8 protein-coding genes are annotated in these 12,839 nt (G+C 34.3%); all 8 read right to left on the bottom strand.

Annotated elements, in window-relative coordinates:
- Window positions 1-2 precede the first annotated feature (2 nt).
- A complete protein-coding gene (locus tag IPK88_14990; protein ID MBK8244728.1) occupies window positions 3-827 on the bottom strand; it encodes a helix-turn-helix transcriptional regulator in 825 nt (274 codons plus the stop codon).
- Window positions 828-963: 136 nt separating this feature from the next.
- Entirely contained in the window at window positions 964-2,067 is a 1,104-nt protein-coding gene (locus tag IPK88_14985) for a T9SS type A sorting domain-containing protein (GenBank protein MBK8244727.1), read from the bottom strand.
- A gap of 15 nt (window positions 2,068-2,082) precedes the next feature.
- Complete coding sequence (locus IPK88_14980; GenBank protein ID MBK8244726.1) at window positions 2,083-3,906, bottom strand: ABC transporter ATP-binding protein; 1,824 nt, start codon at window positions 3,904-3,906, stop codon at window positions 2,083-2,085.
- A 62-nt stretch (window positions 3,907-3,968) separates the two neighbouring features.
- Window positions 3,969-5,315 carry an acetyl-CoA carboxylase biotin carboxylase subunit gene (gene accC / locus IPK88_14975; GenBank protein ID MBK8244725.1) on the bottom strand — a complete coding sequence of 449 codons (1,347 nt, stop codon included), beginning with the start codon at window positions 5,313-5,315 and terminating at the stop codon, window positions 3,969-3,971.
- A gap of 26 nt (window positions 5,316-5,341) precedes the next feature.
- Window positions 5,342-5,827, bottom strand: a complete 486-nt coding sequence (gene accB, locus IPK88_14970) for an acetyl-CoA carboxylase biotin carboxyl carrier protein (protein ID MBK8244724.1) — start codon at window positions 5,825-5,827, stop codon at window positions 5,342-5,344.
- A gap of 4 nt (window positions 5,828-5,831) precedes the next feature.
- A complete protein-coding gene (efp, locus tag IPK88_14965; GenBank protein MBK8244723.1) occupies window positions 5,832-6,398 on the bottom strand; it encodes an elongation factor P in 567 nt (188 codons plus the stop codon).
- Window positions 6,399-6,507: 109 nt separating this feature from the next.
- Window positions 6,508-8,028, bottom strand: a complete 1,521-nt coding sequence (locus IPK88_14960; GenBank protein MBK8244722.1) for an OmpA family protein — start codon at window positions 8,026-8,028, stop codon at window positions 6,508-6,510.
- A 554-nt stretch (window positions 8,029-8,582) separates the two neighbouring features.
- Window positions 8,583-12,839 (bottom strand): DNA-directed RNA polymerase subunit beta', encoded by a 4,257-nt coding sequence (rpoC, locus tag IPK88_14955; protein ID MBK8244721.1) that lies wholly within the window; start codon window positions 12,837-12,839, stop codon window positions 8,583-8,585.

Genomic DNA, 12,839 nt, shown 5'->3' with positions numbered 1-12,839 from the left:
CCCTAATTATGCTTGACTTTTTCAAGGAATTCCTCAAGTAAAACAGATTGTTTGTTGACTATTTCTTTTAACTGTTCAAACTCATCTGGCAAGCTACTTGATTTATGATTAACCGGGTCTAAAGATGTAGACACCTTGGCTCTAACTTGCCATATTTCTTTAATATCTGCTACCCTTACTGCATAAGACAAAAATTCTGCATTATCTGAATGTAATAGTAACATTCTTTCTGTTCTCAATTTATTGCTTATTCGTTTAACAACCACATCATGTGTTGTAACGATTACATAAATGTTATTTTCTTTCAAATGGGATTCCCATAAACATTGATGTAAATAACTACTGATGACCATATCGTTGGGATTAATTACAGGCATCATACTCTCACCTGAAATATCGAATGACCGCATGGTACCATCCGTTTTAAACTTAAGGTTAGGCAATGAATAATAAGGCAACTGGCTTACAAAAACAGGATCACTAAAACCAGAACAATACCCAGCTTGTGCAGAAACAGGCACATGAACAATCTGTTCCACCTGCTCGACATCTGTAACAATAGTCAATATATTGGAATCTGCCATTTGATTTTGTATTAAAAACATTGGACCGTTTCCAGTAAATAAAAAACCAGGATTAATATGATATTCCGCTATGGCTTTTTGGATGAGGTCTATTCCCACTTCTCTTTTTTGTTGAACAATTTGATTAAAAGATTGGGCCAAATAATCCAGAGAATTAGCAAATTGCCTAGCTGATCTAACTCGCTTACTATCAATTAAACTAGTAAAGCATTGCATAAATCTTTGTGTTACAACGCTATTCATATTATCGTATATTCTATTTATTAATATGTAAAGATATACATATTATTATATATATAGATATTTATAATATTAATTTTTATAAAAAAAGTGCGAAATATTAATATTTCGCACTTTTCAATTTGCCCATTTGGTCAAACTAATTCTTAATAAACCTTTCGTTGGTTATTATCCTTTTGCTTGGATCAACAATAATGATATTATATATCCCAGCTCCCAATTCATGAACTGGTAATTGAATGGATTGGTTACTATTTAGAGCTTTTGTAATTGACTTCACTAATTGTCCTGACTCATTATAAAGTAATATAGAATAGTTTCCTTCCCATATCTCAATGGTTTGTAAACTCAAAATGTTATTTACCGGATTAGCAAGAATTTGTATTTGATGACTGATATCATTGACATCCTTAGACTTTACACCAAGGTCATTTGGCTTATATTGGATTTGGGAAATCTTGTTAGTTGAGTCAACCGATGCTATGGCTATGTATCCCTTCGCATCATTGCTTCTAAATCCATAAGAAATAGTATTTGTATTTTGGACAAAATCACCTAATTGGTTTCCTATCAATTGTGTAATATCAATCCAAGTAAATACCTTAGCTTCAATAGTTGTTTTTGTTGAGGTTGTCAACTTTTCTCGCAATACATTCCACGACTTGGCTGGTAGGTTCAATGTCCCTGTGCCATCCACTAATACATTTACTGTGGTAGTTGTTTTGATTCTAATAGAATCGACTGGCAAACCCATTAATAATGAATCTGGAATAAAGTCAGCTGGCAAAGTAATAACTGCATCAGTTTTGTATGTAGATACGTCCAAAAAATTTAAAGGAGTTTTTAAAAGAATGGCTGGTTTAGAATATGCTGAAGAACCACCTATAGGAAAAGGACCGCCTAATTGCAGATTATAACCCAATTCCTCTACCCTGTCTAATGAAATCTTTAAAAAAACTTCTCGTTGACCTTGACGTATATAGGCGTTTGCAGTTGGAAAATCAGACGCACCCGTACTAGTGTTGACATTTCTGTACACTTCCGATCTTCGTCCATTGGATTGTACATTTGTAAAATCCCATGTTTGATTTACACCGCCGGGACTCATGTTGGTATTCTCAATGAATGTGTCAATCGCATATGCAAATGAATCACCCACTACAGGTAATACCCTATTGGTCACTGTGTTTTGGGCTTGAACTGAAAAAGAAAATAAAATAAAAAATAGGTAGATTTTATTCATAATTAAAATTACATTTTAATGATTAATAGATTGTAAAGATACAAAGTTAAAGTATTCTCCTTGTTTATTAATTAATTCATCATGAGTGCCTTGCTCAACAATTCTTCCATCCTGAATAACTATAATTTTATCTACTTTTTTAATAGTAGATAATCTGTGAGCAATAATAATAGCTGTACGGTTTTCTAAAACATGTTCCATCGCCTCTTGGACTATCATTTCAGATGCAGAATCAAGTGCTGAAGTAGCTTCATCCAAAATTAAAATGGCAGGATTTCTTAAGATAGCACGTGCCAAGGTTAATCGTTGTCTTTGACCACCACTCAATTTGGAGCCTCTATCACCAATATTATAATCCAATCCTCTGTTCCCTTCACGTACAAAATCAGAAGCATAAGCTGTATCCAATATAGTCCAAATCATTTCGTCTGAATATGTTTTAGACCCGAATTCAATATTTCTTCTGATACTGTCATTAAATAATATGGGCTCTTGGGTAACCATACCCATCAACGATCTAAGATCACTGATTTTTATATCTTTTATATCGACTCCATCAATTGTAATTGATCCTTTTGAAACATCATAAAATCGAGCTAACAAATCTACTAGAGTTGATTTACCTGAACCTGACGAACCTACAATTGCAATTTTCTCACCTTTCTTCAAACTAAAATGGATATCATCTAAAACCTTTATATTCGAATTAGCATATTGAAATGAAACTCCTTTAAATTCAATTTGATTATCAAAACTTACCTTGCTTATTGCATTCGGTTTGTCATAAATACTAACTTTCATGTTCAACACTTCATTGATCCGATCAAGTGCAGCAACACCTTTTTGAACATTGAAATAGGAGGCTGAAATTCCTTTAGAAGGTTCGATAACATTGAAAAAAGCATAAAGGAATGCAAGAAATGTTGAAGCTTGAATCTGTGATGAAAACACCAAACTGGCCCCATATGCTAAAAGTATGCAAACGATCACAATCCCTAAGAATTCAGACATTGGTGGTGCCAATTCCCTTCGACGATTAATTTCTATCAGTAATTTTCTATATTTCTCCAGTATTGCATTAAATCGATCTTTGATATATGATTCTGCTCCAAAAACTTTTACCACTCTTAGCCCACCAAGACTTTCTTCTTGCAATGATATTAGATCACCAAATTCTTCTTGGGCATTTAATGATTTCTTTTTTAAAGTTCTGGAAATTCCACCTATTACAAATGAAGTCCCAATTAATAATAACACGACAAATAAAGTCAAAGATGGACTCGTGTATAACATAAAACTAATGCTACCTACGATAATCAAAGGATCTTTTACCCACGACTCCAATGTAGATAATAAAGTCCATTCTACTTCATGTACATCCGCTGTCATTCTTGCAATTAAATCTCCTTTACGTTCATCTGAAAAATAAGACATTGGAAGATCAATCATTTTTGCAAATAACTTGCTTCTCGTATCACGAACTAATGAAGCTCTGACAGGAGTCATAAAGTATATCGCAAAATATCTGAAAACATTTTTAAAAAAAAATACAGCAGCAATTCCCACACAAATCCACATAACAGCAGTAGATTTATCTTGACCTGCTATCCATGAACTAAAATGATATTTTAGTTCGTCTATCATACCACTTATACCATTAACATTCAAAGGCTTTTCGACGACTTTGTATTCTTGTTGAAATAGCATTTCAAACAATGGAATAATCGCAGGAATTGAAATAATTGTAAAAAGTGCTGTAAAAATATAACAAACAAAATGTAAAATTACATTTGTTCTATATTGCTTTAGTTGAGTTACGTATAACAAAAATTGCTTCATAAATTAATTCATATACAATTTGTGTTACCTAAAATTAATGATTTCAATTCACGTTCCCAGAATTAACTTTCTGGTTCTAGTTTAAAAGTATTCAAAAATCCAGTGTGAAAATCGCCCCTTCTAAAAGCTTCATTGCGCATCAATTGCTTGTGAAACGGCAGGGTTGTTTTTATTCCCTCAATGATAAATTCATCTAATGCACGTTCCATTTTAGTAATACATTCCTCACGTGTCTGTGCTTTACAAATTAATTTAGCAATCATTGAATCATAATAAGGCGGAACCGTGTATCCTGAATATACATGTGTATCTACACGAACTCCATGACCTTTTGATGTATGCAAAGTTGTTATTTTTCCTGGACTTGGTCTGAAATCATTATAAGGATCTTCGGCATTAATTCTCACTTCTATGGCATGCATGGTAGGAACATAATTTTTTCCAGAAATTGGAATACCTGCTGCAACTTTAATTTGTTCCTTTATTAAATCGTGGTCTATAACTTCTTCTGTTACCGGATGTTCAACCTGAATTCTTGTATTCATTTCCATGAAATAAAAATTACGATATTTATCCACTAAAAATTCTACAGTTCCCACTCCTTCATAATTGATAGAAGTCCCAGCCTTAATTGCTGCTGCTCCCATTTTTTCTCTCAATTCAGGAGTCATGAATGGCGAGGGACTCTCTTCTACAAGTTTTTGATGTCTCCTTTGAATGGAACAATCTCTTTCAGATAAATGGGCGACTTTACCAAACTGGTCACCCACTAATTGAAATTCAATATGTCTAGGTTCCTCAATATACTTCTCCATATACATCCCATCATTCCCAAAAGCTGCTTTTGCCTCTTGACGTGCATTATTCCACATGTCTTCGAAATCCTCCTCCTTTGAAACAATTCTCATCCCCTTACCACCACCACCGGCGGTTGCTTTTAGAATAACAGGATATCCAATATCAGATGCTATTTTCTTACCTTGTTTAATATCTTTTAATAAACCATCAGATCCGGGAACTACCGGTACACCTGCTTTGATCATAGTCTCTTTAGCTGTAACCTTATCACCCATACTCCGAATTTGGTCTGGTGTTGGGCCAATAAACTTTATACCATATTGTGTACAAATTTCTGCAAATTCTGCATTTTCCGCTAAAAACCCATAACCTGGATGCACCGCATCAGCATTGGTTATTTCCAATGCAGCCATAATTCTTGGAATACTTAAATAGGATAATGAAGATGCCGGAGGACCTATACAAACCGCCTCATCAGCAAATCTAACATGTAAGCTCTCTCTATCAGCTGTAGAATAAATAGCTACAGTTTTTATTCCCATTTCCTTGCAGGTACGAATGATGCGTAATGCAATTTCACCTCGATTGGCAATCAATATTTTTTGGAACATTCGAAATTGGTATTTTATTGATTAGACTATGGCTCAACTAAAAATAATACTTGGTCATATTCCACAGGCGAAGCATCTTCAACCATTATTTTAACGATAGTACCAGAAATTTCACTTTCAATCTCATTAAATAATTTCATAGCTTCTATAATGCATACTGGATTACCAGAAGAAACCTGATCTCCAATTTTAACATAAGGCCCTTTATCTGGACCTGAAGATCTGTAGAATGTCCCAACCATTGGAGATCTAATTTCCAATAGTTTTTTTGCAGTATCTACTGACACAACAGCAGCTTGTGGCTCTTCAAAAGATTGATTTTTTTGAACTACAGGTGCTTGTATAGGAGGCGGTGGCAAGGGATGTCCGTAATTTGGGACTTTCATCTCAACATGTTGCACCGCTTTGCCTGTTTTAATATTTAATTCGAAATCTCCATTCTTTACTTTGAATGATGCAAGATCAGATTTACTGATCATCCGAATGAGTTCTTGGATCTCTTTAAAGTTCATTGGCCTATTTTTTTACGCGTTCAATATACTCTCTTGTTCTTGTATCAACTTTGATTAATTCACCCTGTTCAATAAATAAAGGTACTTTAATTTCTGCACCTGTTTCAATTGTGGCTAATTTTAATGCATTAGTTGCCGTATTTCCTTTAGCACCCGGCTCAGTATAGGTCACCTCAACTACCATATGTTGTGGTAATTCAGCCATTAAAGGTAAATTTTTGGCTGCATGATATAAGACTTCAATTTCCATCCCTTCTTTTAAAAACTCTGGATTTTCGATCAGACTTTCATTAATGGATTCTTGCTCGAAATTTTCTGTATTCATAAAGTTATACCCAGCATCATCTTTGTAAAGATATTGAACTTTTCGTCTTTCCACACGAACTTCATTAATGGTATGTCCAGCAACAAAAGTATTCTCAATTACCTTTCCAGATGTCATACTTTTTAACCTAGTTCTAACAAAAGCGTTCCCCTTTCCAGGTTTTACATGTTGAAATTCAACAATGACAAAAATATCATTATTATAATCCATGCACATTCCATTTCTAATATCTGAAGTATTTGCCATTCTATTTTTATTTCCTGTTTTCTAAAATTTAGTGCAAATATAGAAACTAACACCCAAAAAAAAAGGAATCCAATTCGTATTGGATTCCTTTTTCTCAATTCACTATTATTTATCTTGGTATTAAATTAAACTCTGTTCTCCGATTTAGAAAACGCCCATTTTCAGTTTTATTATCTGCTATGGGTTGAGTTGCACCATATCCGGTGTAACTTAATCTATTCGCCAACATACCTTTAGATATAATGTATTCATAACATACCTTTGCCCTTTTTTCGGATAATTCGAGGTTAAACGGTGCACTTCCTGTATTATCCGTATGACCTCCAATTGCTAAATTGTAGTCAGGATATTTCTTTAATATTATTGTGATCTTGTCTAAAATTTTAAAAGATTCTTCCTTCAGCGTAGACCTTCCCAAGTCAAACTGGACGGCTCTCATTGCAAAATCTAATACTTCTTTATCCTTTTTTTCAATGACTGGACAGCCTTTATTCGACTTAGGGCCCGCAGCATTCGGACAATCATCTAGTTTATCTTGAACACCATCCCCATCTGTATCAGGACAACCTTTAAATTGTGATAAACCAGCTGTAAATGGACACTCATCTTGCTCATCAATAATTCCGTCATTGTCAGCATCTTTCTTTGTTTCCGGACAGCCCCCTTTAGCTTTTAAACCTGGAACATCAGGGCATCTATCGTCTTTATCAGAAACGCCATCTCCATCACTATCAGGACATCCATTTAAATTGGTTAATCCAGCTTTATCTGGACAATGATCTTCTTTGTCTGGTATCCCGTCTCCATCTCTATCAGATTCAGGGCAACCCTTATTAGAAACTAGACCTTTTAAATTAGGACATTCATCTTTATTATCGGGAACATTATCTTCATCCGTATCTGGGCACCCGTTAAATAACTTTAAACCAAAAATTTCAGGACATTCATCTTCAAGGTCCGAAATTCCATCCTTATCCGTATCAGGGCAACCAGAAAATATTGCCAAACCAGCTATACTTGGACATAAATCTAGATCATCTGTAATACCGTCCCCATCAGAATCCATGATTTCTTTTTCAATTTTTGGTGCTTGACCCTTTATATTTCCAAACATGTAAATAAATCCAACGCTATGTTGAAAATGATTTTCCCAATTAATCACCGGCAGTCTATAATCGGATTGCCAATTCATATAGACTTGTGGATGTACCATAAAGTTTACTCCAAGTCCCATTGGAACTTGTAATGCAATTTCTTTGTCTTTTGGCAACAAAACTTGAATTCCAGCAATTACATAAGGGTTAATCCATTTGGGCCCTTTAAACAAGTGATAATGAACCTGCCCTCCAAATGAAAATAATGGAAATTTTAATGCATTAATGGTACTATCCTGATAAACACTTATTCCAATTGGTGTCAATAAAGATAGTTTAGTTCCAAAGTTTCTAATATAACCAATTTCAAAACCATCTCTATAACTTTTAAAACCAGCAAAGTCCCCTTCTCTAAAAGTATTGTAATCAATAAATGTTTTTCTAGCAAACACACCTTGTTTCAATGATGTTACTTGCGCATCTGAACGCAGTTGTATAACAACCAACAAGCCAAAAATCACTATTAAATGTTTCATATACTGCTACTTATAAATTAATAGTTACAAAGATAAGTCAAATTTTTAAATATACATTAAGAATTTTTACTATGTAATAGGCCATTTTCCAGCATTCAATTATTCTCTAATCATAAATATTAATTGGATATAAGCCTTGTTAGTTGTATAAAAAGTTATAACCCATTTTTCATTGATGTCATGAGTTACAAGAAATTTGTCAGATAGAAAATAAAAAACGACTTCTCTGTGTAGTTATAAAAATGAGAGAATAATCATAAATAAAGTCATTGTTACTTGGAATAGAAAAACATATAACTAAAAGAACATTCTATTTAATGGAAGAACTTTTACAATGCACAAAATACTTTTCAATCAAAGAGCGCTAATCGTTAATCACCTGCTTCGAACTCGGGAAATATGATCTTTTGTCTTTAATCATGGAATCCAATTTCATAATCTATTAAACATGCATACAGCTCTGGAAAAGGATTAGATAATTCGTAATGGAGTTAAAAAAAATGGAGTTACTAATTAGCAACTCCATTTTATTATGTTTTAAAGAAATTGAAAGTTTATACTTCAACTACTTCATTCTTTTTTGGCACTGATTTGACGAGCATTTCTTTATAAATTTTTTGTCCTGTACCTGCTGGTATTTTCTTACCGATAATAACATTCTCTTTAAGTCCTGATAAATCATCAGATTTAGCTGCTATTGCTGCAGAACTTAATACTTTGGTTGTTTCCTGGAATGACGCAGCTGAAATCCAACTGCTTGTTCCTAATGAAGCTCTTGTAATACCAAGCAACAATGAACTTGAAGTTGCTGCTATTGCATCTCTAAATTCAACTAGTTTTTTATCATTTCTCTTTAAGAATGAGTTTTCTTCTTTGAGTTGACGAACCGTTACAACTTGACCACGTTTGAGTTTAACCGAATCTCCAGCTTCTGTAACAACTTTTTTGTCAAAAATCTGATCATTTTCTAACACAAAAGTCCATTTATCAACTGGTTCTCCTTCAAGTAATGTAGTATCACCTGGATCTTCAATTTGAACCCATCGCATCATTTGCCTAACGATTACCTCAATATGTTTATCATTAATATTGATACCTTGAGATCGATACACCTCCTGAACTCCATTCACTAAGTAAGACTGTACTGCAAACAAACCTTTAATTTGAAGTATATCCCGTGGTGCAATCGTACCATCTGATAGAGGAATACCAGCTCTTACAAAATCTCCTTCCTGAACTAAAATATGTTTAGATAAACCAATTAGATATTTTCTACGTTGGCCTGTTTTTTCATCTTCAACAAAAATTTCACGGTTTCCACGTTTGATTTTACCATAGATAACGATACCATCTATTTCAGAAACTACAGCTGGGTTAGAAGGATTACGTGCTTCAAATAATTCTGTTACACGCGGTAAACCACCTGTGATATCCGAAACTTTACTTACATTTCTTGGTATTTTTCCAATTTTCTGACCTGCAGATATCTCACTATTGTCTTCAATACTTATATAAGCTCCTACCGGCAATGCATAATTTTTAAGCTCTTCTCCCGAAGCACTCAAAATGGACATTGTAGGCATTTTCTTCTTATTCTTACTTTCTATAATAATTTTTTCAGAATAACCCGTTTGATCATCTCTTTCTACTCGATATGTAACACCTTCTTCGATGGAATCAAACTTAACGATACCCGAAAATTCAGAAATAATCAATGCATTAAATGGATCCCAAGTACAGAAAATTTCTCCTTTGGTTACTTTCTGTCCTTCCTTAACCAGTAGCGTTGAACCATATGGAACGTGTGCACTTGTAAGTAATTTTTTAGTGTCTGAATCCAACACCCTAATTTCACCAGATCGTGACAATACAATGAATGATTTTACACCACCCTCGTTAGATTCAGCATATTTAACACCATCAAATTCAATAATTCCATCAAATTTAGCATTCACCTCTGATTCGGCTTTAGATACAGCGGCAACCCCACCCACGTGGAATGTACGTAAGGTTAATTGAGTTCCTGGTTCCCCGATACTTTGAGCAGAAATGATTCCAACTGCATCACCCGTCTCAGCAATACGCCCTGTTGCTAAATTCTTACCATAACATTTAGTGCATACACCTTTGCGTGATTCACAGGTAAGTACTGAACGGATTGTTACCGCTTCAACACCTGCTTTTTCAATATAATTTGCAATTCTATCATCGATATATTCACCAGCTGCAATGATAATTTCATCAGTGTTTGGATCCAATACATTGTGTAATGTAAAACGGCTTTGGATTCTGGAAGCAAGATTTTCAATTACCTTATCATTATCAACCAAAGCTGTAGTATCAATACCTCTCAAAGTATTGCAATCTAATTCAGATATGACTACATCCTGAGATACATCCACCAATCTTCTTGTTAAATAACCTGCATCAGCTGTTTTTAAGGCAGTATCGGCAAGACCTTTTCGCGCACCGTGAGTGGATATGAAATATTCCAATACTGAAAGTCCATCCTGAAAATTTGACAAGATTGGGTTTTCAATAATTGCACTTCCAGTATCTCCTGATTTTCTTGGTTTCGCCATCAAGCCCCTAAGTCCACATAACTGTTTAATTTGTTGTTTTGAACCACGTGCTCCAGAGTGTAGCATCATATATACTGAATTGAAGCCACCTTTATGTGCAGCCAATTCTTTCATCAAATTATCTGTAATACGATTATCGGCATATGTCCAACGGTCAATGATCTGGTTATAACGCTCATTGTTTGTAATTAAACCCATGTTGTAATTATCCCAAATCTCATCAACTTCTTTTTGGGCATCAACCAACGTTTTTTGCTTTATTGAAGGCGTAATTAGATCTCCCAAATTGAATGATAAACCTGCCTTAAATGCATAATAAAAACCCATATCCTTAATATCATCCAAAAATTTTGCAGTTACTGCAAAATTGGTCCGGAGAATAGTTTCCGCAATAAATTGCTTAAGGTTTTTCTTGGTCATTAATTCGTTAACGAATGGCACGCTAACAGGTACTGCTTCATTAAATAATACCCGACCAACAGTTGTTTTAATAATCTTTTGCTCAAGATCTCCGGCCTCATTCTCTACTCTTGCTTTTACTTTTAATGGATCGTGTAATCCAATTTTACCTTCATTAAAAGCAATGATAACTTCTTCAGCACTATAAAATGTAGCTAATTTGACCTCTTTCTCAGTGATTCTTTCTTTAGTTAAATAATACAATCCCAAAACCATGTCTTGTGACGGCAGAGTAACTGGTGATCCATCCTGAGGATTCAACATGTTATGTGGAGCTAACATCAGAAGTTGAGCCTCCAATATGGAAGCATTGGACAATGGTACATGCACTGCCATTTGGTCACCGTCAAAATCCGCATTAAACGCACCACAAACAAGTGGATGCAATTGTATCGCTTTACCTTCGACAAGTGTTGGCTGGAAAGCCTGAATTGATAGTCTGTGTAATGTTGGGGCACGGTTAAGAAGAACCGGATGTCCTTTTAATATATTTTCTAAGATATCCCAAATGATCGGATCCTTTCTGTCTACTAGTTTTTTAGCAGATTTTACAGTTTTGACTACCCCTCTTTCGATTAATTTTCGAATGATGAAAGGTTTGAACAATTCTGCTGCCATTCCTTTAGGTAATCCACACTCATGCAATTTCAATGTAGGACCAACTACGATAACTGACCGTCCACTATAATCGACACGTTTACCCAATAGATTTTGTCTAAAACGTCCTTGCTTTCCTTTTAGGATATCACTTAAAGACTTTAATGCTCTACCACCTTCAGCTTTAACAGCATTTGATTTTCTGGAATTATCAAACAATGAATCAACAGCTTCTTGAAGCATCCGCTTTTCATTTCTAAGGATTACTTCAGGGGCTTTAATTTCTAATAATCGTTTTAATCTATTATTTCTAATAATTACTCTACGATATAAATCATTCAAATCCGAGCTTGCAAATCGACCACCATCTAATGGGACCAACGGTCTTAATTCAGGTGGAATTACTGGAAGATATTGAATAATCATCCATTCTGGTTTCGAATTCTTATTAGATACCCCATCTCTGAATGCTTCAACGACACGAAGACGTTTTAAAGCCTCAGATTTTCTTTGTTGGGAAGATTCATTAGATGCTTGATGTCGTAATTCAAATGATAAATCATCTAACTGTATTCGTTGCAATAAATCAAAAATGGATTCTGCACCCATCTTCGCAACAAATTTATTTGGATCTTTATCATCCAACATTTGATTTTCCTTAGGAAGCGTTTCTAAAACTTCAAAATACTCTTCCTCAGTTAATAAATCCAAAACATTTCTTCCTTGAGCCAATCCGGGTTGTATGACAACAAAACGCTCATAGTATATGATCGATTCAAGTTTTTTTGATGACAAGCCTAATAAATATCCTATTTTGTTGGGCAAGGATTTAAAAAACCAAATATGAACTACAGGAACAACTAATTTAATGTGTCCCATTCGCTCTCTACGAACTTTCTTCTCTGTTACTTCAACACCACATCGATCACAAACGATTCCCTTGTATCGGATACGTTTATATTTTCCACAATAACATTCATAATCTTTTACTGGACCAAATATTCTTTCGCAAAATAAACCGTCTCTTTCTGGTTTATAAGAACGATAGTTAATGGTTTCAGGCTTTAATATTTCACCAAAAGAACGTTCAAGAATTTCATCCGGAGATGATAAACTTATAGTGATTCTTTCAAATTCTTGATCTTGTTTAAATATTTTATTTTTGAATGACAT

Origin of the sequence: Candidatus Defluviibacterium haderslevense, assembly GCA_016712225.1 — a bacterium.
Taxonomy (GTDB): domain Bacteria; phylum Bacteroidota; class Bacteroidia; order Chitinophagales; family Saprospiraceae; genus Vicinibacter; species Vicinibacter haderslevensis.
The sequence above is the reverse complement of the archived record's forward strand: the minus strand, read 5'-3'. Positions and strand labels throughout refer to the sequence as shown.

Coding starts and splice junctions, on each gene's coding strand:
- IPK88_14980 (MBK8244726.1), bottom strand. CDS start 3,906: ATGAAGCAATTTTTGTTATACGTAACTCAACTAAAGCAATATAGAACA.
- efp (MBK8244723.1), bottom strand. CDS start 6,398: ATGGCAAATACTTCAGATATTAGAAATGGAATGTGCATGGATTATAAT.
- accB (MBK8244724.1), bottom strand. CDS start 5,827: ATGAACTTTAAAGAGATCCAAGAACTCATTCGGATGATCAGTAAATCT.
- accC (MBK8244725.1), bottom strand. CDS start 5,315: ATGTTCCAAAAAATATTGATTGCCAATCGAGGTGAAATTGCATTACGC.
- IPK88_14960 (MBK8244722.1), bottom strand. CDS start 8,028: ATGAAACATTTAATAGTGATTTTTGGCTTGTTGGTTGTTATACAACTG.
- rpoC (MBK8244721.1), bottom strand. CDS start 12,839: ATGTCATTCAAAAATAAAATATTTAAACAAGATCAAGAATTTGAAAGA.
- IPK88_14990 (MBK8244728.1), bottom strand. CDS start 827: ATGAATAGCGTTGTAACACAAAGATTTATGCAATGCTTTACTAGTTTA.
- IPK88_14985 (MBK8244727.1), bottom strand. CDS start 2,067: ATGAATAAAATCTACCTATTTTTTATTTTATTTTCTTTTTCAGTTCAA.